Below are 22,567 nucleotides of genomic sequence, written 5' to 3'. Positions count from 1 at the left end.
GTGTGGTTGAATAACTGAAGCGTGGGTGAAACTTAAGCTTAGGTCAAGCAACCGGCGTGTTGCCGGTTGCTCTTCAAGACTTAAAAGCTGTGGTTGTATTGAATAGCGGCAATGTAAGCATCGCCTTTTGATACAAACTCAACCCCTTCTTCGTTAAACGCTCCTTCTTTACCTTGAATGTAGGTAAAGCCGGTATCGATACTGCCTTTCTCACTCAAATGGTAGGTAAAGCCAATGCCGTAGTTGTAGCGGTCGTTGTCGGGAATACTGATGGTTTTATGGGTGCGAGATGGACTTTGGTCAAAGGCCATACCAGCACGCAATTCCCAAGCAGGGTTAAGGTACCAAGTTCCACCAAAAGATACGCGGTAGGAGTTACTAAACTGCTCTTGTTTGTTTAGTACGCTGCCAATGCCTTCTGAGGTGGCGTCAATTTCTTGAAAGGTACTCCAGCCAGTCCAAACATAGCTGTAGTGAACGGCAAAAGCATCATTTAAGCGGTTGTAACCAGATACTTCAAAAATGTCTGGAAGATTTAGAGTTAGCTCGCCACCAATGGTTTGTCCGCCGGTTCCGTAAGGGTTATCACTTAGCCCTTCAGGAATGTCTGAGTGGTAGTCACCTTTAAACTTAAGGTCCACTTTTGAGCGGTAGCTAATACCGAAGCGGTGATCTTCATTTACTTCCCACATACCGCCGATGTTCCAACCAAAACCCCAGCCGTCACCTTCTAAAGAGGCAGCTGTGCCGCTTGGTGGAAATGGACCGCCAGTACCAAAGTTACGTACTAGCTTAGCGGTACCGTAAACGGCGTTTACACCGGCACCAATACTAAATTGGTCATTGATGCGGTACGACACGTTTGGATTTAGGTTTAAGGTAATTAACTCTGTTTGACCAGCAAGGGCTCCAGCAGCGTAATCTTCTGGATAATCTGTAGATAAACCAAAGTTTGAGAACATGCCTACACCCCAGGCCCACTTGTCATTAAGCGGTTGGATGAAATAGCCAGCCGGTACTGCTGCACCAGGCACTACATCGTTATTGGTTAAGGCTTGGTCTATTGAATCTACGCCTGTGTTACCTCTAACGTAAACGTCAGGCGCGATATAACTTAAAGCACCCGATACCGCAATGGTGTCGAACATCGACATTGCAGCAGGGTTGCGTGCCATAACGGCAGCGTTGTCGGCAATAGCAGCTTCACCCGCAAACGAGCGGCCTAGCCCCGAAGCAGAGTGTTCCACTAGTTGAAAACCGGCTGCGTTTACATGGGCGGCAGTAAATGTAGCTGACGCGGCAAGAAGCGCGAGTGGTAATTTCCTTATTTTCATCGTTCCCTCTCTAATTACGGGGTTAAACGTTTAGTTATGTATGGGTCTTAGTAAGAGCGCTGACCTCTGACCAGATTAAGAGTAAATAAAATAATTGTTAAGCGTTTGTTATTGCTTTGTGTCAAAAGTTGGAGCTGCTGCACAAAAGTTAAACACTTGTTTAATCTTGGTGAGCTAAGAAATATAAATGATTGTTTCGAAACATCAAGCGGGATTGTTGAGCTTTATTGCTAGTTCACAAACAAAAAAATCAACTCCCATTGATAAGACAATAGGAGTTGACTTTATTTTAATTAAATCAGATAGATTGATTTAAATCTGCGGTGAGCGTATCAAGTGCTTTTTCTATAGGTTCGTTACGTTCACCCACCACGACAAGGTTGGCATTAGATAGTTTAGAAACCATCCCGTGCATCTTTTTATCGGCAAAGCTTTCAACCGCTTGCAACTCGGTGGATTTAGGCACTACAAATACATTTATGTTTGAGCCCATTTTTCCTTTCATAATCATATGAAAAGCTGGCGCACCTGCATAAGCACAGTGGTTAACATACACAACCTCGCCAGGAAGTTGGTCAAAGCTTGCACCATAACGGGCTAACTTAGCATTAATTGTTTGCAGGCTTGGCTGTTCATCAACACCGCTGGTATAAGGCATTTCGTGATAAACATGTTCTAAAGCTACTTGGCCCATATTTACTTGCCCGGTAGGCAGTTGCCAATTAACTAAGCTAAAACTTAATCCCACTACAAAGGCAATGGATGCAGCCATAGCAATATGTACTCGGGTTTTACGGCGGTATTCCAGTTGTGAATCGTCGAAGCTTTGGCTCAGTATTAGTCGCTCTGCAAGTGCGTCTGGCACATCTACGTTTAGTGCTTGCTCTAACTTGCACTCAAACTGCTGCATCTCGTCATACAGTTTTTTATTTTTAGGTGTGCGCGTTGCTTCCTGTATAAGCGTATCGCTACGCTCTCGAGGATTGGTATACAACTGACGGCGAAATTCTAGCTCATCCATTGCTTTGTCCTCGTTCTTGGTCATTATCTAGGGCTTCTTTGAGCTGATTTCTTGCTCTAAAAAGCCGTGTCATTACAGTGTTTTTATTTAGCTCTAACATATCGGCAATCTCATCACCGCTAAATCCACCTATCACTTGGAGTAGCAGCGGTTCTTTATATTCAGGTGCCAGCTTATCTATTTGGCGGCGTAACCATTCATTTTCAATTTGTTGTTCGGTAGATGTAGCGTTTACATCGGCAACTGAATGATCCTCGATATCCACCAGGTTAAACTGTTTTCGCTCGAAGCGACGGGCGTTTTCTCGACGAAGAATGGTAATTAACCACGCTTTGGCTGCCTTTTCATCTTTAAGGCTGTCGAGCGAGCGCCAAGCTCTAAGAAAGGTCTCTTGAACTATGTCTTCGGCGATATGCTTATCCTTTACTAGCCAGTAGGCGTAACGGTAAACATCCTTATTGTAAGCCTGCACTAAGGCTTCATAACGTTTTTGTTTTGCTTCCATATCCGACATGACCGAGTCGGTTTGGTTTTTCTTTCGAAAAAAATCAACAACCATGTAATTTCCTAGATAAAACGTCGAAGGCTAATCTGTTATGATACGCATCAAAGAGACCTTGTTTGGTCTATGGTACACACTATACACCTGATTTCGCTTTGGTTTAGATTGAAGAGTTATAACTAAGGCCTGTTGTAAATGAAAGGAAAATAGATGAAAACTAAGTTAGAAGAATCTAAAACTTGTTGTTGTGTTGATGTTGGTGCGGTTATCGACGGCGAAGAATGTACAGCACAAGTTGAAGAAGTGTTTGCCGAGCAACAACAAGCCGAAGCCCGTTTAAACGCTTTAGTAGACAAAGCTCGTAAGGCAGAGTCTGATCCTTGTGAAATTAGCAGCGAAGTTACCGCTGTTGAAGGCGGGTTTAAACTGGCTGCTTCGTTTACTTTTTGCTGCCAAGCAGAAAGCCTAATCTTTCAATTAGGCTTAAATCGCTAAGCGGTATTTTTATATTAAGGATTGAGCGAGGAGAGCCCTTCTTCTCGCTCTTTTTTGCCTTGGCCTTGCTTCTTTAAGGCTTGGCATTGCTGGAAAAACGCGAGTAAATCAAAGTCTGTTTTATCATCGCTCGCCCAGTTCGCGGCGCTAATTTCTTTATGCAGTGCGGCAAAGCTACTAGTTAGCTGCTGTTTATTTATCCACTTAGCTAATGCTTGCTCAGCTTGCAGCTTTTGGCCCGCTTTACAGGCCGCAGCAAACTGTGACCAATAGTCATCATCTAAATCTACTGCGCTAGCATCTGGCGCTAGTTGAGCCTCTTGCTTGGCATTGCTTTTTTTACGTTTTATCACCCATACCAACAATGCTAGGGTAATTATCCATGCAAGGGCGAAAAACCAAGTCCACAATGAGGTGCTAGGTTTTTCTTGCACTTCTGGGAGAGCTTGTTGATTGCTCGGTAACGATTGCAGCTGCTGGTTGACCGGAGCTGCCACTACGGTAATGGTTCGCGGTGCTATATCGGCGCTGGCTTGTTGATCTTTGCTTAAATCCCACCAAGGTAGTGACCAGCCGGGGAGAGTCAGTTCGCCTTCGTTTACTGGAATCAGTGCCACATTTAAACTGCGCTGCGCAAACACTATTCCATCTTTAACTATGGTGCGGTCTTGGTACGCTTCTGGGTAAACCCGAAAATCTTCTCCATAATCAATATCAATTTCCGGCAGTTGATCTTCAGTTATTCCAGCTATGGTTAAGTTGATAATACGGGTGAAAGCTTGGCCTTGCTGATAGTCACTTTGCAGTGGTTGAATTTCTTCATATAGCAATAAGTCATTAGAGGGTAGCCACGTACCAGGAAAACTTGCCGGTGGTGCTTTTACTTCTAAAGACAAGGTTTGCGCGGCAATGTCTACCGGCCTGGCTCGGCGGTTGATGTCGTTGGCTAGGCCGCTTAAACGTGGCCCTTTTACTTCAAATTCACCGGCCTTTTCTGGGGTGACTAACCAGTGACGGGTAAGGGTGCGATAACGTTTGCCATCAATTATCTCTAAATCTTGCTTGTCGTCACCTAGCTTTTCTATTTTGGCGCCGAGCATGCTGGGCGCGATAATATTGGCTTGGTCTAGGCTATTTGCTACCCAAATCTTGGCGGTATAGGTTACAGGCTGGCCAATGTAAACCTGAGCATTATCCAAGCTTACTTCCATACGTACCTGGTCTTTACTTGGCTCTATGGCTGCAATGGTTTTGGCTTTAAGTTGAATTGGCGTTGTATTTTGCCCACCAATATTAAAACTAGGGATAAGGTAATTACCTTCTTCGCGCACCAATAGGGTAGTGGTCCAGCGAGTTTGGGTAGATGATTCACCATTAATGCTGGTGTGTTGGCGGCTAGTTGAAGTACTGCCGACTACAAACTTTTGCCTTAACAACACCGATGAGTCAAATTCACTGGCCGCCAAGGTATCGTCGGCCACAATTTCTAGCGTAAAGGCTTGTCCAACTGCTACAGGATTTTGACTAACCGAAGCGGTAACTTTAGTCGTGGCATAAGCATTAAAGCTAAGTAAAAGAATAAAAAATACACTAAGCGCTTTCACTTACCAGTTCTCCTGATTACTAGGCTGACGACGACGTTTTTGATATTCAAGATACATTTTATTGCGAAGCAACAAACTTGGGTCATTAGGCAGATCTTCGAGCCATTTCTGTAACTTTTCTTGGTCACTCGGTTCACCTTGCGAGTTATTGGCTTGCGCGCTTTGCTCAGGCTCTTGTTCTTCATTTGACTGTTCTTCGCTGGCTTGCGCCTGTTGTTGCTGTTCAGACTCTTGCTCGGATTGTTGCTCAGAAGGCGATTGTTGGTCTTGATTCTCTTCTGCTTGGGAATCGTCCTGCTGTTGGTCACCTTGTTGTTGAGACGAGTCCGACTCTGATTGCTCATCAGAATCGCTAGAATCTTGTTGCTCTGACTGTTGCTGGTTTTGTTGCTGTTGTTCTAACAGCTCTTCAACTAATTTCTTATTATGTTGGGCGGCAGGGAAGTCATTTTGTAATTCTAAGGCTTGCTCATAGGATTCTATAGCTTGTTGATAATCACCAAGTTGAGTATGAGCATTTCCTTGGTTAAACCATCCATTGGCACTGCTATCTTGAGCAAATAGCGCTTGCGCCTCTTGATAGTTACCAGCTTTGTATAGAGCCGAAGCTTTCCAACTTGGGTCGGTAAACTGCTCAGCAGCTTCGCCATAGCGTTCTTCTTCAAAAGCTTGTTGTGCTTGTTGAGCTTGATTTGTCCACACCGAGTTAGCCAGAGCGGGCTTTGGTAGGGCAAAAATACTAACACACAAACTAACTAGCAATAGCTCTGCGCGGCGCACGCTATTTAGTAGCATCAATAAAATAAAAGGCAGCAGATAAAAGCCAATATCTTTTCTCACCTGCGCTTGTTGGTTGCTTTGTTGTTCGCTATCAAAACTGCGGCTACGTAAGGAACTCAGTTTCTCAATATCGCTATTATCAGCACTAATCAGCTGGCAAATACCGCCGGTGTTTTGGCAAAGGGGCAGGAAGTTATCTGCTTCTAACTTAGCAATAACAATGCTGCCATATTGGTCTTTTAGCATGCTGCCATCTTCTATAGGAATGGGCGCTCCTTCTTCGGTGCCTAAGGCCAACATAGAAAAACGTAAATTATGTAGTTGCAAGCTACTTAAGCTTAACTGCATTTGCTGTTCTGTAAGTCCGTCTCCAATCACTACTACATCGCCTTGCGCGTAGCCTGCTTGTTTTATTAATTCGGCAGCTTGCTCAATGGCGAGGTTAAGGGCCGAACCGTGAGCGGGCATTAACTCTGGTTTTAGGTGGGGAACTAGGTTGGCAAGCGTATTGGTATCGCTACTTAAGGGGCTAAGTACAAATGCGTCGCCCGCATAGGCAATAAGTGCGGTTTCACCATCTTTCCATTGCTCGAGTAAATCTAGTGCTTTGTACTTCGCCAGTTCAACTCTATCAGGTTTTACATCTCGCGCTCGCATCGAGTAGGACATGTCCATGATTAACACGCGGGCAGAGCCTTCTCGGTAGAGTGGTACGTTGTCACTAATAATGCTTGGGCCACTTAAGGCTATTAGAATCAGAGCCAGTAAGCCGGCTAAAGACCATTGGGAGCTTTTGCTTTGTTTTGGAGAGTCCACCAAATATTTAGCAATGCCTGGGCTAAGTAGTTTGCTCCAAGCAGATTGCTCGCGCTGCTGCTTTTTAAACAACAGCAGTAATAAAAGTGGACTAAGCAATAGCCATTCTGGACGCAATAAGCTTATATCAAACATTGCTTGCCTCCTGATTAAAACGGCGCATTAGCATAGGGCTGGCTAAACTAGCCACTAATAGCAAGGTTGCTAACGCCAAGGGCCAATAATACAACTCGTATTGCGGACGGTAGAATTGCTGAGCCTCTGAGATTGGGTTTAAGGCATTTATCTCTTGGTAAATTTTCGAAAGATCTTCGGTGCTGCGTGCTCGATAATATTGACCACCAGTCATTTCAGCTATTTTTATCAACGCGCCTTCGTCGAGATCTTGCGACGGGTTTATCTTGCGTGCGCCAAATAAAGTTTGTTGGTAAAGCTCGTCGGCGCCCACACCAATGGTGTAAATTACTACTTGATTCTTGGCTGCCATCTCTGCCGCTTGCATTGGATCAACCGAGCCAGAAGTATTTTGACCATCGGTAAGTAGAATAAGGATCCGCTGCTCTGCGGGGTGGTTCATTAGCTGTTTAATACCTAGACCAATGCCTTCACCAATCGCGGTTCTGTCGCCAACTAAACCATGTACTAGCTCTTTTACTTGAATCAGTAAACTGTCTAAATCGAAGCTTAGTGGGCTGGCTAAATAGGCGTGGTCGGCAAACAAAATCATGCCTAAACGGTCGCCGCGGCGTTGTTCAATAAATTCACTGAGCAAAAACTTAAGGGCTGTTAGCCGGTCAACGGCTTCACCATCAAGTTGCATATCTTTGATTTGCATACTGCCTGACATATCAACCGATAATAATAAATCGCGGCCTTGCTCATTTAAGCCTTGGACTTCATCGTCTAGCCATACTGGACGCGCTAATGCAGTAATGCACAAAATCCAAACTAACCATTTAAGGCCAATTTTTAGTGGGCTATTGGCTTTTTCCAAAGCAGCTTGTTGTTGGGTAAAGGGCAAGCTGCTGTTTAACAATACTTCGCTTTGTTGTTGTTTGGCTTGGCTAAATTTTTCTACTAACCAATGTACAGGAACAAGCACAAATACGTAAGGCCAGACAAACTCAAACATCGCTGCCTCCCTTATTTTTGCCGTTCAAGTGTTGTTTGGTGTTTTGCTGATGCCTGCCAAAGCCAAATAAGCTGGCCATACTTAGCGGCGGTCTTAGCTGTTTAATCCACTGTTCGCCAAGTTGAATACATTGCTGGGCAGAATCCGATGGGGTAGCTGAGTACAAGGCTTGCTGCCAAGCATCTTGTAGCTCCGAGAATGCAGCTTGGTTTTTTCGAGAAGTACTATCTAAAAAGGCTAACCACGCCTGACCATTTAGCGAAGCGACTTGTTGGCGCGGGTAATAGCTCAAGGCCAAGCGCTTCATTAATACGTTGAGCTCTGCCAAGGTGGCTGGTTGTTGCTTGAGCTTAAGTAATGCTTCACGTCGAGGTTTATCTAAATACCAAAAACGCCAAGCTGCAAATAGCAGCAAGCTAAGTGAAAGTATGACCAGTACACCAAGTATCCACCAACCAATGGCGGGTAGGGCGGTTTCGTAACTTGTAGGTAAAATGATGTCTTTTAAATCAACTAGAGGATTAGTTTGCTCAGGCATAGTCCTGCCACTCTAAGGCTGTTGAAAAATGCTGATGAGGAATGCGAGCTTGTTGCAGCATTTGCTCAATCTGTTGTTGGCGCTGATTGGCCAAACGCTTAAATTGTTGCCTAAATGCTTTGTTATCTGGCTGCAAATATCCCTCGCTATTGCCATTGCTTACTTGCAGTTGCATTGCGGTATGCGCTTTGGGCAGCTGTTGCTCCAAAGGGTCGCTAATTTGCCAAGCAAACACTTGGTTATGGCTAGCTAAGCGCTGTAAATGCAAGGAGGCTGCTTTGTCGAAATGGTAAAAGTCGCTAATTAAATGTACTTGGTAGCCGGTTTTAACTAACTGACATAAAGTCTCTAGATTGTGAGTTGGCGACGAGTCCTGCAGTTGCTGCTCACTTAAGGCGGCAAATTGTTGATTGTGCACATCAACGATGCTTTGTAGCTGAGCTAACCAATGGGTTTTACTGGCTGCTGGTTTTTGGTTGTGTGCCTGCTCACCTAAGTGCAGAGTTAAGGCCACGCGCTCACCCAGTTGTTGAGCATTCCAACCTAAACAGGCCGCCAGCTCACTCGCGAAAACCGACTTAAGTTTGTCACCGCTGCCAAAATACATGGAGTGTGATAAATCAAGAAAGATAAACACTGGATGCTCGCGGTCTTCTCGAAACAACTTGGTATGGGTTTTACCGGTACGCGCAGTTACTCGCCAGTCGATGCAACGAATGTCATCTCCTGGTTGATAATGACGCACTTCGTCAAACTCCATGCCTCGTCCACGAACTTTGCTTAAGCGATTCCCATGACGGCTACTACTCACTTGGCGCCAGGGAGGCATATTTAAATGAATAGCACGCGCTTCAATCAACTGTTCAATCTGTAAACTTACCGGCGATTGGCGACTAATGGTATCCATTAGGCAAAGGCCACCAATTCAAGTAAACGTTGGATAACCGCATCGGCTTGAATCCCTTTGGCTTGTGCTTGGTAGCTAAGCAATAAGCGATGGCGTAATACTGGATAAGCTAATTGTTGAATATCTTCCGGGCTAACAAAATCTCGACCATCAAGCCAAGCTTTGGCGCGAGCGGCGCGGGCTAATGAAATGCTGGCGCGTGGGCTTGCACCAAACTCTAACCACTGACTAAATTCGTCGGTGTAGCGCTCTGGTTGGCGAGTAGCCACCACTAAATCAACAATGTATTGGTTAAGCTGAGGTGCGATGTGAACTTCCATAATCGCTCGGCGCAGTGCAAATAGCTTTTGTTGAGTGAGCGGTTCTGGCTGACGTAAGTGCACTTGCTTGGCTTCACGTTCAGTAAGTTGCAGAATTTTGAGTTCGTTTTCTGCATCAGGGTAGTTCAAACACAGCTTAAACATAAAGCGGTCTAGTTGCGCTTCTGGAAGTGGGTAAGTACCTTCTTGCTCTATCGGGTTTTGAGTGGCCATTACCATAAACAGTTTGGGCAGTTTATAGCTGTTGCTACCTACCGTGATTTGCTGCTCGGCCATGGCTTCAAGTAAGGCCGATTGCACTTTAGCAGGGGCACGGTTAATTTCGTCCGCCAATACTAAGTTGTGAAAAATAGGCCCTTTCTGAAAGCTAAAGCTGGCAGTCTCTGGGTGAAACACATCGGTACCGGTTAAATCTGCAGGCAATAAGTCTGGGGTGAACTGGACTCGATGAAAATCACCTTCTATACATTCCGATAGTGCTTTTACCGCTCGGGTCTTAGCAAGCCCTGGAGGACCCTCTACTAATATGTGCCCGTCGGCTAATAAAGCGATAAGTAATTGATTAATAAATTCAGTTTGGCCAACTATGCTTTGGTTAAGGTAATCTCTAATGGCCGATAGTGTGTTGTTACTCATTTGATCCTCTGAATTGTTCATCGCATGCGGATGATAAAACACTCTTCAGTTAGGCTCAAAAAATTTCCTTTAAATTTGACGGCTTACTACTAGTTTTAATCGCTTGTTTGAATTATGTGAAGAAATGGTTAATATAAAGCTTATGAGGTCTGACCTCTTAACTCGTTAAGGATAAATTGAATGCACCAACAACAATCTTTACAAACGGCGAATGGCGCACGCATAGCAGTAGTTGCGGGTTTGCGTACTCCATTTGCGCGTCAAGCCACAGCCTATCATGATGTTCCAGCCGTAGATCTTGGGAAAATGGTGGTTAATGAATTAATTAAGCGTGTAGATCTAGACGTGAAAGAAATTCAACAACTGGTATTTGGTCAAGTGGTACAAATGCCCGCAGCGCCAAACATTGCCCGTGAAATTGTTTTGGGGACTCCTTTAGATGTGTCTACTGACGCTTATAGTGTTTCTAGGGCTTGTGCGACTAGTTTTCAGGCAACGGTTAACGTGGTTGAGTCCATTATGGCTGGCACAATTGATTGTGGTATTGCTGGTGGTGCAGATTCATCTTCAGTGTTACCTATTGGAGTGAGTAAAAAGCTAGCTCGCAGTTTACTTGAGCTGTCTAAAGCTCGCAGCGCAGGGCAGCGTTGGAATATTATTAAAAAGCTAAGAATTAAAGACTTAGCGCCAGTTCCTCCTGCAGTTGCTGAGTATTCAACCGGTATTTCCATGGGGCAAACCGCTGAGCAAATGGCCAAAACGCATGGCATTAAACGCGCCGACCAAGACAAGTTAGCTGCACGTTCACATCGCTTAGCGCATCAGGCTTGGGAAGAAGGAAAGTTGGACGACGAAGTAATGACCGCTTACCCCGAGCCTTTTAAAACCTCTATTAGTCGTGATAACAATGTGCGCGGTGACTCAAGTGAAGAGAAGCTGGCCAAACTAAAACCAGTATTCGACCGCAAGCATGGGTCGGTAACTGCAGCTAACGCTACACCGCTTACCGATGGAGCCGCCGCGGTGTTACTTATGCGAGAAGACAAAGCCAAAGAGCAAGGTTTACCCATTCTTGGTTACATAAAGAGTTATGCCTTTGCTGGCATCGATGTATGGGAAGACATGTTAATGGGACCTTCTTACGCAACCCCAATTGCTTTAGACCGCGCAGGTATTGGTTTGCAAGATTTAGACTTAATTGAAATGCACGAAGCCTTTGCCGCTCAAACGCTAGCGAACGTTAAAATGTTTGCCAGTGACGAATTTGCTAAGTCTATTGGCCGAGATAAAGCCTTGGGCGAAATTGACATGGAGAAGTTTAACGTAATGGGTAGCTCAATTGCTTATGGTCACCCGTTTGCCGCCACTGGTGCGCGAATGATTACGCAAATGCTTAACGAACTTCGTCGTCGCGGTGGTGGTTTAGGGTTAACCACTGCCTGTGCGGCAGGTGGTTTGGGCGCAGCAATGGTTTTGGAGGTTGAATAATGGAACAGCAAACTTTCACCTTAACGATTGAAGAGAATATTGCGCTGCTAAAAATTGATGTGCATGGTGAAACCATGAACACCTTAAAAGCCGAATTTGGCCCCGAGCTGGATGCCATATTGGATGACCTAGCTTCTCAGTCTCAACTTACTGGTATGGTGGTGTACAGCGGAAAGGCTGATTCGTTTATCGCCGGCGCTGATATTGGCATGTTGGACAGCTGTGATACTGCCGCCGATGCGCAAAAGCTCTCACAAGACGGGCACAAAGTTTTCGCACGCTTAGCTAAGCTACCGTTTCCGGTTATTGCTGCTATTCATGGTCCGTGCTTAGGTGGCGGTTTAGAAGTCGCCTTAGCCTGTGATTATCGAGTATGTAGTAACGACGATAAAACCAGCCTAGGCTTGCCCGAAGTGCAGCTTGGTCTGTTACCCGGTGGCGGTGGTACTCAGCGCTTACCAAAGCTAGTTGGTATTCAAAAAGCCTTAGAGATGATGCTTACTGGGAAACAGTTACGCCCTAAGCAAGCCCTTAAAAGTGGCTTAGTGGATGAAATGGTACCAAACAGCGTGCTGCTAGATGTTGCCAAGAAGTATGCTGGTAAAGCTAAACGTAAACCAAAACCTAAACTAAGTACCATTTCAAAGTTGTTGGAAGGTAACCCGGTTGGTCGTAATGTGTTGTTTTCTCAGGTAACTAAGCAAACCATGAGCAAAACACGTGGCAATTACCCAGCGCCTAACGAGATTATTGCCTGTGTTAAAGCTGGGATTGAGAAAAATACCGAGGCCGCTTATCAAGAAGAAGCCAAGCGTTTTGCCAACTTAGTGAAAAGCCCTGAGTCAGCAGCGTTGCGCGGCTTGTTTTTTGCGTCGAATGAACTGAAAAAAGAAAGCTTGTTTGAAGGTGTGTCGCCACAAAGAATTAATCAAGTTGCTGTTTTAGGTGGTGGTTTAATGGGAGCGGGCATTGCTTTTGTGTCGGCGACCAAAGCTAAAGCACAAGTTCGTATTAAAGATATTAGCGAAAAAGGTGTGTTAGGCGGCCTAAATTACGCCTATAAGTTGTTAGATAAAAAGCGTAAACGCCGGTTTATCACTAATGCTCAGCTGCAGCAGCAAATGAACAACATTACCGGCGGAACAGATTTTGTTGGCATGCAAAATAGCCAAATTGTGGTGGAAGCAGTATTTGAAGATTTAGCGCTTAAGCAACAAATGGTGGCTGATATTGAAGCCAATTGTAATCAAAAAACGATTTTTGCCAGCAATACTTCTTCATTGCCTATTGGGCAAATAGCGGCTAAAGCCGAGCGTCCAGAGCAAGTGATTGGTCTGCATTACTTTAGTCCAGTAGAAAAAATGCCTTTGGCTGAAATTATTCCGCATGCTGGCACTAATGAGCAAACCATAGCCGATACGGTAGAGTTTGCTCGTAAGCAAGGTAAAACTGCAATTGTAGTGAAAGATGGTGCAGGCTTTTATGTAAACCGTATTCTTGCGCCTTACATGAATGAAGCCGCCATGTTGTTGCTAGAAGGGCAGAGCATTGAACATTTAGATAAAACGCTACTAGATTATGGCTTCCCGGTTGGCCCAATGACCTTGCTTGACGAAGTAGGCATTGATGTAGGTTCTAAAATTGCGCCGATTCTTGAAGCTGAGCTAGGTGAGCGTTTTAAAGCGCCAGATGCATTTGCCAAACTTATCGACGATAAGCGCTTAGGTAAGAAAAACGGTCGAGGTTTCTATCTCTACGGCAAAGGTAAAAAAGCCAAAGCCAAGCAAGTTGACGAAAAGGTGTACTCAGTTTTGGGAGTTAAACCCAAAACCTCGCTCGATACAGCTACCCTGTCTAAGCGTTGTGTTTACATGATGCTTAATGAAGCTGCGCGCTGTTTAGATGAAGGGGTTATACGCAGTGCTCGAGATGGTGATTTAGGTGCTATTTTCGGTATTGGTTTCCCACCTTTCTTAGGTGGACCATTCCGCGCTATGGATAGCATTGGTATTGCTAACTTGGTGAAAGAGCTTCAAGCGATGGAATCAAGCTACGGTGAACGTTTTAAACCTTGCGAAGCCTTGGTTGCAATGGCTGATAAAGGCCAAAGCTATTACCCTTAAATTGTAAAGCAAGCATAACAAAAGCCAAGGTGAATAATTCGCCTTGGCTTTAGTGTAATTAAGACATTTCTGTTAACATCTCCACCCTGTCTGTATTAGAGCGAGTAGTATGTTTTTCGTTTTGTTGTTGTCAGTCTGTTTTGGGCTATTTTTCTACGTGGAAGCTATTAAGTTTTCTTTGCCGCGATGGCGTTGGACATTGGTGGGCTTATTGTTTGGGCCACTGTGTATGCCACTGCTCTGGACGCATCAAAAGCTTAACGTAAAGCGCAGCCAAGGTTTTAACGATAGCCGAATGAAGGCTTAATTCAGCCTTCACTGTTTTTAGTTTCTCACCTCTTTTAGTTATAGCAATAAATTGCTGAATCACTCTGAAACTCACTACGGCTTTTAACTACTCGCACTGTCTCTAAATGGTGGGTATTTAAAGGCTCTGCTTGCTGCTCACTTGCTCCATGGTTGTATACGATAACCCGGTCACGCTGCTTGCTTTTTAAGCTCATCATAAATCTGACGAGGTCCACTCGCTCAAGCCGTTCAATGCATTCCGCTGCACGCTGGCGCTGGTTAAAGGTCAAATCTTTGTTGCCGATGCTTACCCAAAAACGCTGAGCACGGGTTCGCATATTACTTTCGCGCTCTAGTATTTGGGCAATTAGCCCTTGTTTACTTTGTTGCCATTGCGCGTCACTTAGCTCAAACATCAGCACCGGGAACTCATCCAAAAAGTCGTTAATGGCATCGAGTAGTGTTTGCGGTTGTCCATGTGGTGATTGCACATAGAAAATAATGCCGGGGTGGCGATTAAGCGGCAAGTTGCCCGTTCCCACAATGTAACCTAGCTGTTGCTTGGTGCGTAACTCATTAAAGAAGGTTGAGGTCATAATGTGGTTACTTAGGGTAAACAAGGCAATGCTCTCAGGGCTTAAGTCTCGGCTTTGGTAATAAATCATTAGCGCCGAGTCATTTTGCTGACAATTTATTTCGTATAACAAGCTTCCCTGATCTTTAATACTAATAAGCTTTCTTGGTGTTTCCTTTGAAGGGCTGGTATCTGGAGATATTTCTTGCTGAACAAACTCACCCAGCTCTTCAATTGTTGGTTCTGACCAATTGCCGTAAGCCAACATTTCTATATGAATGTTTTGATAAAGTTTGGCCACAAAGTCGGGCAGCTCTTCTAACTGAACGTCTTCTAGCTCTTCGAGTAAGGCGCTGGGTGGTGGGTTGTTAGGTTGTAGCAACGAGGTTAGCTCGCTAAACAGTTGAGAAATAGGCTTAACTTGCATCTGGTTTTGCCAGTGTTTTGCTAACTGCTGTTTAATTATTCCAAAGCGCTTACGCTCAAAATGACCGAATAAGCGGTTATTCATGATCATCTTGAGTAGCAAGATTTGTTTGTCACTAAATCCAGATAGGTGCAAGGTGTAGCCACCTTGATGGGCATAGAGCTGGTAAGACATACCTGCAATCTCGGCTTGGTAAGTCATCTCGCTAAGATGATCTAGCATTAACTCTACCATTAAGCGCGTGCAAACAATGTTGCGCACCGAAGCTACCGCATGTTTTGAATCTACAGACACATACAAATGCCCTTTAGGAACTCTAAATTCCGGTTCGTTGCTAAACCATAAGCGAAAGCCAGGTTTATCAAACAGTAATCTAGGTTCAGCTTCTTGTTCTTGTGGCTCAACCAAAGGCGATTGATTAAAAGATAAAAATGGATTGCTGGCTGGTAGTTGCAAACTTTCTAACTCACCGGGTGATTGCCAGCGTTTAATTCGCTCAGGTTCAATGCGTTTTACCGAATAGGGGGTGTGGTACCACTTAGCTATTTTATCTCCCTTAACATTGGGTGATACCAAAGTAATACGCATTCTCTCAGGGACAATTTGTTTTAAGCATTGCGAGATAAGAGCCTGGTCGTAGTTCTCCATGGCGTAATCGCCATAGATAACATCGTCTGCGGGGTAGTGCTGTAAGTTAATGGCTAAGTGAGAGACTAAGTCGATAGCCCGTGATTTTTCCTGATAAAGGAAGGCCCGTTCAAATACTTGCTGTTTTTCGCTGTAGCGCCAAGCTTGTAAACCATGTTGGCGAATCATTTCCAAGTAACTAAAGCTCGCGTCGATGATTGAGTCAATGCAGTTTAAACCTTCATCGGTTAAGGAGTAGCTAATGCAAAAATCCTTAAAATTGCTGCCACTGACTCCGCCACCCGCAGCCATAGAGTTAATTAAACCGGCATGGCGCAATAGAGCCACTAAGCTGCCGGGCCCTTCATAACCTAAAATATGCGCAATATAAGTGAGAGGCTTTTGTCGATAAAGTGAATCCATGTCGCCAAAGCCAAAAGATAAAGTGAGCTTTTTCAGGTCTTTAACCGGCTGAATATGGGTTTCTAATGCCAGGTTCTCCGGCAAATAAAAGGGGGCTATTTTAGGTTTATTTACAACAATCTTTGGAATTGCGGAAAACAGTTGCCGCACATGGGCTTCATTTTGGTCAAGCTCATGGGGGCTAAGCACCGCTAGCGACATTAAATCGGCCGAGTAATGCTGCTGATAAAAGGCGATTAGGTCGTCTCTAATCGATGTTTCACCATCACTAAGGGTATCTAAGCTACCTACAGAAAACTGACTAAAGGGATGATCGGGATTTACCGTTTCTTTATGTACTTGGTAAATGCGGCGTACGTCGTCTTTAATCTTTAGTTGGTATTCAGAGTTAACCGCTTGTCGTTCACGCTCAACCAGCTCTGGGTTAAAACACGGGCAGATGAAAAACTGGCTAAATCGGTCAAGCGCTTCGTCAAACCAGTCGTTATCAATATCAAAATAGTAATTGGTGTGTTCGGTGCCTGTCCACGCGTTATTGCTACCGCCATGGCGGTTTATAAAACTTTGGTATTCACCTGCTTTAGGATAAGAGTCAGTTCCCAAAAAAAGCATATGCTCTAAAAAGTGAGCCAAGCCTTCACGATTCTTGGGATCGTTAAAATGGCCAATATTTACTGCGAGAGAAGCAGCAGACTTTTGCGCTGTTTCATCTTGTACTAACAAGACCTTAAGACCATTGTCTAAAGTTATGTAACGATATTGTTTTGGATCGTTAGGGCTAGTGCGCAAGGCAACATTCCTTGTTTATGGCGATAGTATGATTATCAGTCGCTTAACTTGGTCTTGCAAACTCTGATGGATGTTTTGTGGCATATCAATTAAATTAGCAGCCAAAATTAGTAAGCTTAGACGTTTAACACGTCTCAATTAATTAAGAAGAGCCCTTTTATGCAAGTATTTATCATGCGTCATGGTGAAGCCGAAATGTTCGCTGCTAGCGATAGTGAGCGAGCACTAAACCAATCTGGCTTAAATGAAGTAGGTAAAATGGGGGCCTATCTAGCGGATAAACTAGCACAATTAGATTATGTATTAGTGAGCCCATATTTGCGTGCACAGCAAACGTGGCAGCGCTTGGCTCAAAGCTTACCGGAAGCGGTTAAAGTGATCGAATTAAACGAGCTAACGCCCTCTGGTGACGAAGTCGCCGTGGTGAGCTTAATTAACGAACTTGCTTTAGAGCAACCACAAGGTAATTTACTAGTGGTATCACATTTGCCGTTAGTGGGCTTTATTGTTGAAGGCCTAGTGGCTGAAGCCGGTGCTCCATTATTTAGTACTGCGGCTGTTGCTGAGTTGCAAGTAGGGCAAGAAAACAGCTTTATCTCACTGCAACACCCAATAAGCTTGTAGTAAAACAAACTTATCAACCGGTTAGCTGTTTACTGTTGGTGTATTGCTCTAAATCTCAAAGGTTCCCAGTTTTTTGTGCTTTTGAGATCTTCTTCGCGGAACAGTGAATTGCTACCGATTTCCTTAGAATTCGCCAATATCTCCTAGTAGTATTCGTTTTGTCAAAACAGCAGTGGACATAATGAATGAAAATATTTTCCCGTTATTCTCCAGTTAAAATTGCCCGTTACGTTAAAGCGTTTTTTAAAGGACGCTTGTATATTCAAGGACGAGGGGCATACGAGTTTAAAAATGGTAAATTAGAAACTTTGGCAAATCACAAAACCACTAAGCACCGGCAAACAGTGGCAGAAGTGAACCAACACATCGACGAATTTAAGAATAAAGCCGCTTAACAATAGGCTTTGTTTAGAAAGTAGAAACCACTCTTCGGAGTGGTTTTTTAGTTTGGAGAACTAATTAATACTAGCAGCGCACTAGAGCCGCCGTGTATTTTGGGAGCCTGATGAAAGGCGAGTACTTCTGGGTGTTGAGCCAGCCACTGAGGTACTTTAGTTTTGAGAATTTGTTGACCATGACCATGCATTATGGAGGCAACGTGGTAGTGCTGTTGCTTGCACTCAATGATTAACGCGGCGATTTCTTGTTTTGCTTGGAGCTGAGTAAGGCCGTGTAAGTCGAGTAGAATCTCTGGGGAATAATCTCCACGACGGAGCTTTTTTAGCTCATAGGGATCGCATTCATCACTTTGCCAACGCATTGGCCCTTCGTCTGGTAGCAAAGGGTGATACTCATCAGAAAAGAAGAATTGGCTATTATTTAAGGCCGCACGTTGCTGTTTTTCCCTTTGTTGGCTTTTTTGCTTGATTCGAGTGGGCTCAAGACTTATTTTATCTTGTTTTATCTGGCGAACGCCTTTGAGCGCTTCTTTGAAAGCAGCGAAATCTTCGTCAGTTGGTTTTTTCATCTTTTATTATCAGTTGTGCCTGAAGCCATATAGTGGGTGATTGTACTTAATCTGGAGGCCAAATTGGAAAAGATATTTATCGAAGAAGCAATCGATGAGTTACATACTATTCAAGATATGATCCGCTGGGCGGTGAGTCGATTTAATGCTTCTGGCGTTTTCTATGGTCATGGAACTGACAACGCTTGGGACGAAGCGGTGCAACTAATTTTGCCTAGTCTTCATTTACCATTGGATGTTGATCCAGAAGTAAGGCATGCGCGTTTAACTCGTCAAGAACGTAGTTTATTGGTTGAGCTGGTGGTTAAGCGTGTTCAAGAGCGCTTACCTGTGGCTTACTTAACCAATAAAGCATGGTTTGCTGGTTTAGAGTTTTACGTGGACGAAAGAGTGCTTGTGCCTCGTTCTCCTTTTGCTGAACTTATTGAAACCCAATTCTCGCCGTGGTTGCTAGAAGAGCCCAAGCGGATACTAGATTTATGCACGGGCAGCGCTTGTATAGCTATTGGTTGCGCTTATGCTTTCCCCGAAGCAGAAGTAGATGCGGTTGATATTTCGGAAGACGCCCTAGCAGTAGCCGAGATTAATATTCAAGGGCATGGCTTAGAGCAACAAGTTACGCCTATTTTGTCTGATGGCTTAAATGAGTTGAAAGGGCATACTTATGATCTAATTGTCAGCAATCCACCCTATGTTGATGCTGAAGACATGAGTAACTTGCCAGATGAGTTTATGCATGAGCCTGAGTTAGGCTTGGCATCGGGTTTTGATGGCTTAGAGTTAACTAAAAAGATTTTGGCTGATGCCGCAGATCACTTAACCCCAAATGGTTTGTTAATTGTAGAAATTGGCAATAGCCAAGTGCATATGCAGCAACAGTTTCCCGATGTTCCGTTTACATGGATAGAGTTTACCAACGGCGGGCACGGAGTATTTATTATTAGCCGCGAGCAATTGCTTGCTTGCCGCTCGCAATTTGAACAGTAAGGATAGAATTAATGGCAGGAAACAGCATTGGCCAGCTCTTTCGCGTAACAACCTTTGGTGAAAGCCACGGTGTTGCACTGGGTTGTATTATTGATGGGTGTCCACCGGGACTAGAAATTAACGAAGCAATGATCCAAAAAGATTTGGATCGTCGTAGACCGGGCACGTCACGCTATACCACCCAGCGTCGTGAACCTGACCAAGTTAAAATTCTTGCAGGTGTATTTGAAGGAAAGACTACCGGTACCTCGATTGGCTTAATGATTGAGAACACCGATCAGCGTTCTAAAGATTACTCCAATATTAAAGATATGTTCCGCCCTGGCCATGCAGACTACACCTATCATCAAAAGTACGGTACCCGAGATTACCGTGGTGGTGGTCGCTCTTCTGCTCGTGAAACCGCTATGCGGGTAGCTGCGGGTGTAATCGCTAAAGAATATTTGAAGCAACACCACGGTGTAGAGATCCACGGTTACTTGAGTGAACTCGGCCCAGTAAAAGCTGAGAATATCGACTTTTCTCAAATTGAGCAGAACCCGTTTTTCTTTCCTGACGAAAGCAAGTTGGAAGAGCTTGATGAGTTTATGCGAGCGCTGAAAAAAGAAGGTGATTCAATTGGCGCGCGTTTAAGTATTGTTGCTAAGCAAGTTCCAGTTGGCTTAGGTGAGCCAGTATTTGATCGTTTAGATGCTGACATTGCGCATGCACTAATGGGCATTAATGCAGTTAAAGCGGTAGAAATTGGTGACGGCTTTGCGGTCGTTAACCAACGTGGTAGTGAGCATCGCGATGAAATGATGCCTGAGGGCTTTAGTTCTAACCATGCCGGTGGTGTGTTGGGGGGCATTTCGTCTGGTCAAGATGTGGTTGCACATATTGCCTTAAAACCCACTTCAAGTATTACCGTACCCGGGCAAACTATTGATAAATATGGCAAGCCGGTAGAAGTTGTGACCAAAGGGCGCCACGATCCATGTGTTGGTATTCGCGCGGTACCGATTGCTGAAGCAATGTTAGCGATTGTGTTAATGGATCATTGTTTACGCCAGCGCGGCCAAAACGGCGCTGTTGCGACAGAAACGCCTATCCTGCGTTAAGCATATAGCCTTTAACAGTAAGCCCTTAAATGTTGCATTTAGGGGCTTTTTTGTAGCATAGCGAGAACGAGAGAATAGCGATGCTGGATGACGTAAAGCAGCTTATTTTACTGTTTAATGAAACCTTTGCTGATTTTAATACTGAGCTAGTTGCTGGAGAAGATGAGCCGATTTATCTACCAGCAGGAGAAGGCAGGGTTAAGCACCAAATAGTGTTTGCTCATGGTTTTTATGCCAGTGCCTTACACGAGATTGCTCATTGGTGCATTGCCGGTGAGCAGCGCCGACAGCTAGAAGATTATGGTTATTGGTATAAGGCCGATGGGCGAAACCAGCAGCAGCAATTGGACTTTGAAAAAGTGGAATATAAGCCACAAGCCGTGGAGTGTGGCTTAGCGCGCGCTGCAGGACGTACTTTTCAAGTGAGTGTTGATAACTTATCTGGCTTTCAAAGTGACCGCCATGCGTTTGCTGCTGCGGTTGAAGAGCAGTATCAGCTATATTTGCAGCAAGGCTTCCCGGCAAGGGCTCAAAAATTCATGACGGTGTTAAACAAGGCAAAGCAAGCATTGGTTGAGGTTGCAAATGATTAAACTGGGTTTGATTGTAAATCCTATTGCTGGTGTTGGTGGTAGCGTTGCGCTAAAAGGCTCTGACGGTGTGAGTGACCAGGCACTTGCTAAGGGTGCAACAAAAAAAGCCAACTTGCGCGCCGAACAAGCTTTGCAGGCGCTAAGCCAAGTTCAACAAGCGTTTATTGTTTACACCGCGTCTGGCGAAATGGGTGAAGACTTGTGTCAAAAGCTATCCTTGCCTCATGAAGTGATTTATCAAGCTAATCAACCCTCAGATGCGCTTGATACTCAACAAGCCGCGCAGCAGCTGGCTAAGCTTGGTTTAGAGCTACTCATTTTTGCGGGCGGAGATGGTACCGCTCGAGACGTGCTTAGTGCTGTGGGTGAGGGGACTAAGTGTTTAGGTATTCCAGCTGGTTGTAAGATTCATTCTGGCGTTTATGGCGTTACGCCTGCCGCTAGTGGCATTGTTATTGAGAAGCTAGTTAAAGGCGAAATGCTAAGCCTTAAAAGCGCCGATGTAATGGATATTGATGAGCAAGCTTTTCGCCAAGGAAGAGTGCGTGCTAAGTGTTTTGGCGAGATGCTTGTGCCAGATGAATTGCGTTATGTTCAGTCGGTTAAGCAAAGTGGTATTGAATCTGAAGAGCTGGTTTTACAAGATATTGCCGCCGAAGTGATAGAGTTGTTAGAAGATGAGCAGTTTATCGCAGGATCAGGCTCCACTGTAGCCGCTATTATGCAGGAGTTATCACTGCCTAATACTCTTCTAGGAGTAGATTTGGTTAAAGATCACCAAATCGTCCAAGAGGATTTGACCGAAGCTGAGCTGATTAATAGAATAAGCAACGTAAAAACTAAGCTATTGATTACACCCATTGGTGGTCAGGGACATTTATTTGGCCGTGGCAATCAACAACTAAGCCCTGCGGTTATTCGCAAGCTTGGCCGGGAAAACATTGTAGTTGTAGCAACAAAAACTAAACTTAAATCTTTGCATGGACGCCCGTTGATTGTTGATACTGGCGATACAGAACTAGATAAGAATTTATCTGGAAGCATCAAGGTAATTACTGGTTACCGAGATTATATTATGTATCGAGTATCGAACCCTGAAAATGAGGTTACCGATGCTCAAGAATTATGTCACCCTGCTGCAGACTTACCTGAACAGCCACGACACTAATCTAAATGCTCCACCAAAAAATGTTATTCAATACCTAAGTGATCATCTTGGGGTTGTTGCAACACTAACTGAATTAAGTGGTCGCCCAATGGTGCATTGCTTAAAATCACAAATGCATATTGCCTTGTTGGATGCTCACTTTGACGGTGAAACAGACGAAACTATGCAATCGCAGGTAGAGGCTTTATGGCGCGATGCTATTTCGTTTGCTGATAGTCAACAGCAAGTTGTTTCTGCTGTAGCCTAAGTGATTAAGTAAAGAATCAAAAAAGCAAAGCTTCGGCTTTGCTTTTTTAGTTTGTTT

The 22,567-nt window shown here is 44.5% G+C and carries 21 protein-coding genes; 10 read left to right on the top strand and 11 right to left on the bottom strand.

The genetic code is table 11. From position 1 onward, the window contains the following. Positions 1–80 precede the first annotated feature (80 nt). The 3 genes from K5620_RS12825 to K5620_RS12815 form a co-directional block, all read right to left on the bottom strand. Positions 81–1,334, bottom strand: coding sequence for an outer membrane protein transport protein (locus K5620_RS12825; RefSeq protein ID WP_016403444.1), 1,254 nt, complete (start codon positions 1,332–1,334; stop codon positions 81–83). A gap of 298 nt (positions 1,335–1,632) precedes the next feature. After that, positions 1,633–2,379: a DUF3379 domain-containing protein gene (locus tag K5620_RS12820; RefSeq protein ID WP_084681985.1), complete on the bottom strand. Its 747-nt coding sequence runs from the start codon at positions 2,377–2,379 to the stop codon at positions 1,633–1,635. Further along, on the bottom strand, positions 2,348–2,914 hold the full coding sequence (locus K5620_RS12815) for a sigma-70 family RNA polymerase sigma factor (RefSeq protein ID WP_016403442.1): 567 nt from the start codon (positions 2,912–2,914) through the stop codon (positions 2,348–2,350). Before K5620_RS12815 ends, K5620_RS12820 begins: the two co-directional genes overlap by 32 nt. 153 nt (positions 2,915–3,067) lie before the next feature. On the opposite strand from K5620_RS12815, the gene K5620_RS12810 reads away from it, so the two are divergent. Then, positions 3,068–3,352 (top strand): YfcZ/YiiS family protein, encoded by a 285-nt coding sequence (locus tag K5620_RS12810; RefSeq protein WP_016403441.1) that lies wholly within the window; start codon positions 3,068–3,070, stop codon positions 3,350–3,352. Positions 3,353–3,366: 14 nt separating this feature from the next. On the opposite strand, the gene K5620_RS12805 is transcribed toward K5620_RS12810, so the two are convergent. From K5620_RS12805 to K5620_RS12780, 6 genes are read right to left on the bottom strand one after another with little or no spacing between them, the layout of a single operon-like run. Further along, positions 3,367–4,956 carry a BatD family protein gene (locus K5620_RS12805; protein WP_016403440.1) on the bottom strand — a complete coding sequence of 530 codons (1,590 nt, stop codon included), beginning with the start codon at positions 4,954–4,956 and terminating at the stop codon, positions 3,367–3,369. Next, entirely contained in the window at positions 4,957–6,687 is a 1,731-nt protein-coding gene (locus tag K5620_RS12800) for a VWA domain-containing protein (RefSeq protein ID WP_016403439.1), read from the bottom strand. It abuts the gene before it with no gap. Beyond that, positions 6,680–7,684 carry a VWA domain-containing protein gene (locus K5620_RS12795; RefSeq protein WP_016403438.1) on the bottom strand — a complete coding sequence of 335 codons (1,005 nt, stop codon included), beginning with the start codon at positions 7,682–7,684 and terminating at the stop codon, positions 6,680–6,682. Before K5620_RS12795 ends, K5620_RS12800 begins: the two co-directional genes overlap by 8 nt. Beyond that, the gene (locus K5620_RS12790; protein WP_016403437.1) at positions 7,677–8,222 is read right to left on the bottom strand and encodes a DUF4381 domain-containing protein; all 546 of its coding nucleotides are present in this window, start codon (positions 8,220–8,222) and stop codon (positions 7,677–7,679) included. Before K5620_RS12790 ends, K5620_RS12795 begins: the two co-directional genes overlap by 8 nt. Further along, positions 8,215–9,129 (bottom strand): DUF58 domain-containing protein, encoded by a 915-nt coding sequence (locus K5620_RS12785; protein WP_016403436.1) that lies wholly within the window; start codon positions 9,127–9,129, stop codon positions 8,215–8,217. Before K5620_RS12785 ends, K5620_RS12790 begins: the two co-directional genes overlap by 8 nt. Further along, positions 9,129–10,085, bottom strand: coding sequence for an AAA family ATPase (locus K5620_RS12780; RefSeq protein WP_016403435.1), 957 nt, complete (start codon positions 10,083–10,085; stop codon positions 9,129–9,131). Before K5620_RS12780 ends, K5620_RS12785 begins: the two co-directional genes overlap by 1 nt. Before the next feature lie 180 nt (positions 10,086–10,265). Here K5620_RS12780 and fadI point away from each other — a divergent pair, with 180 nt between their 5' ends. Both fadI and fadJ read left to right on the top strand, forming a co-directional pair. Beyond that, entirely contained in the window at positions 10,266–11,573 is a 1,308-nt protein-coding gene (gene fadI, locus K5620_RS12775; RefSeq protein WP_016403434.1) for an acetyl-CoA C-acyltransferase FadI, read from the top strand. After that, the gene (gene fadJ, locus K5620_RS12770; RefSeq protein ID WP_016403433.1) at positions 11,573–13,696 is read left to right on the top strand and encodes a fatty acid oxidation complex subunit alpha FadJ; all 2,124 of its coding nucleotides are present in this window, start codon (positions 11,573–11,575) and stop codon (positions 13,694–13,696) included. Before fadI ends, fadJ begins: the two co-directional genes overlap by 1 nt. Before the next feature lie 341 nt (positions 13,697–14,037). On the opposite strand, the gene K5620_RS12765 is transcribed toward fadJ, so the two are convergent. Then, a complete protein-coding gene (locus tag K5620_RS12765; protein ID WP_016403431.1) occupies positions 14,038–16,824 on the bottom strand; it encodes an insulinase family protein in 2,787 nt (928 codons plus the stop codon). A gap of 159 nt (positions 16,825–16,983) precedes the next feature. Between K5620_RS12765 and sixA the strand changes: the two genes are divergently transcribed. Next, positions 16,984–17,448 (top strand): phosphohistidine phosphatase SixA, encoded by a 465-nt coding sequence (sixA, locus tag K5620_RS12760; protein ID WP_016403430.1) that lies wholly within the window; start codon positions 16,984–16,986, stop codon positions 17,446–17,448. A gap of 185 nt (positions 17,449–17,633) precedes the next feature. Further along, a complete protein-coding gene (locus K5620_RS12755) occupies positions 17,634–17,843 on the top strand; it encodes a DUF1107 family protein (RefSeq protein ID WP_016403429.1) in 210 nt (69 codons plus the stop codon). A gap of 47 nt (positions 17,844–17,890) precedes the next feature. Here the strand turns inward: K5620_RS12755 and smrB are convergent, their stop codons facing one another. Continuing rightward, a complete protein-coding gene (gene smrB, locus K5620_RS12750; RefSeq protein ID WP_016403428.1) occupies positions 17,891–18,415 on the bottom strand; it encodes an endonuclease SmrB in 525 nt (174 codons plus the stop codon). Between the two features lie 63 nt (positions 18,416–18,478). Here smrB and prmB point away from each other — a divergent pair, with 63 nt between their 5' ends. From prmB to K5620_RS12725, 5 genes are all read left to right on the top strand, one after another. Continuing rightward, the gene (gene prmB / locus K5620_RS12745) at positions 18,479–19,402 is read left to right on the top strand and encodes a 50S ribosomal protein L3 N(5)-glutamine methyltransferase (protein WP_016403427.1); all 924 of its coding nucleotides are present in this window, start codon (positions 18,479–18,481) and stop codon (positions 19,400–19,402) included. 11 nt (positions 19,403–19,413) lie between these two features. Beyond that, a complete protein-coding gene (aroC, locus tag K5620_RS12740) occupies positions 19,414–20,502 on the top strand; it encodes a chorismate synthase (protein ID WP_016403426.1) in 1,089 nt (362 codons plus the stop codon). 80 nt (positions 20,503–20,582) lie between these two features. Further along, the gene (locus K5620_RS12735) at positions 20,583–21,095 is read left to right on the top strand and encodes an elongation factor P hydroxylase (RefSeq protein ID WP_016403425.1); all 513 of its coding nucleotides are present in this window, start codon (positions 20,583–20,585) and stop codon (positions 21,093–21,095) included. Next, positions 21,088–22,263 (top strand): ATP-NAD kinase family protein, encoded by a 1,176-nt coding sequence (locus K5620_RS12730; RefSeq protein ID WP_016403424.1) that lies wholly within the window; start codon positions 21,088–21,090, stop codon positions 22,261–22,263. The genes K5620_RS12735 and K5620_RS12730 overlap by 8 nt, the downstream gene beginning before the upstream one ends. Continuing rightward, the gene (locus K5620_RS12725; RefSeq protein ID WP_152781096.1) at positions 22,208–22,510 is read left to right on the top strand and encodes a hypothetical protein; all 303 of its coding nucleotides are present in this window, start codon (positions 22,208–22,210) and stop codon (positions 22,508–22,510) included. Before K5620_RS12730 ends, K5620_RS12725 begins: the two co-directional genes overlap by 56 nt. Positions 22,511–22,567 lie beyond the last annotated feature (57 nt).

This window comes from Agarivorans albus (assembly GCF_019670105.1).
Lineage (GTDB): Bacteria > Pseudomonadota > Gammaproteobacteria > Enterobacterales > Celerinatantimonadaceae > Agarivorans > Agarivorans albus.
This window is presented reverse-complemented; position numbering and strand designations above follow the sequence as displayed.